This window comes from Wolbachia endosymbiont of Drosophila incompta (assembly GCF_001758565.1).
Classification (GTDB): Bacteria; Pseudomonadota; Alphaproteobacteria; order Rickettsiales; family Anaplasmataceae; genus Wolbachia; species Wolbachia pipientis.
Map to the genome: position 1 here is coordinate 459,124 of NZ_CP011148.1, position 774 is coordinate 459,897.

Annotated in this window: 1 protein-coding gene; it reads right to left on the reverse strand. The window is 37.7% G+C overall.

What is annotated here, in order from left to right; all coding sequences use genetic code 11:
• The coding region (locus WG67_RS08295; RefSeq protein ID WP_458695003.1) for an EF-Tu/IF-2/RF-3 family GTPase at positions 1–774 on the reverse strand (774 nt) is incomplete at both ends.

Sequence of the window (774 nt, forward strand, 5' to 3'; positions counted from 1 at the left end):
GGTTCTTCCACAATTTCAATTTTCGTTGGATCTGGCATATCACTTGGGTTATGAATATTCAAAACTTCACCACTTCGTGTTGTAACCCTATATATAACACTCGGTGCAGTTGCTGTTAGATCTAAATCAAACTCTCTCTCGAGTCTTTCTTGAATAACTTCAAGATGCAACATTCCCAAAAAACCACAACGAAATCCATAGCCTAGTGCATTTGAAGTTTCAGCTTCGAAGGTAAAACTTGCATCATTTAAATGTAACTTCTCTAGAGCTTCCCTTAGATATTTAAAATCATCCGTTTTGTGAGGGAAAATGCTACAAAATACCACAGGATGCACTTCTTTAAATCCAGGAAGTGCTTCACTACAAGGTCTCTTTTCCTCAGTGATAGTGTCTCCTACCTTGCAGTCTGCTACTTCCTTCATTGAAGCAGTTATAAAACCAACTTCACCCGCTGAAAGTTCACCCGTCATCACTTTTTTAGGGGTGAAAATACCGATATTATCTATCTGATATGTAGCATTATTAGACATCATAACAATTCTCATGCCTTTTTTTAGCACTCCATTTTTAACTCGCACTAAAATTACTACTCCTAAGTAAGTGTCATACCAACTATCAACCAAAATTGCTTGCAGTGGAGCATTTACATCACCTTGAGGAGCTGGAAGTTTTGCTACTATTGCTTCCAGTACATCTTTTATTCCAAGTCCAGTTTTTGCTGATATTAAAACTGACTCACTTGCGTCAATGCCAATTACTTCCTCAACCTGGAGT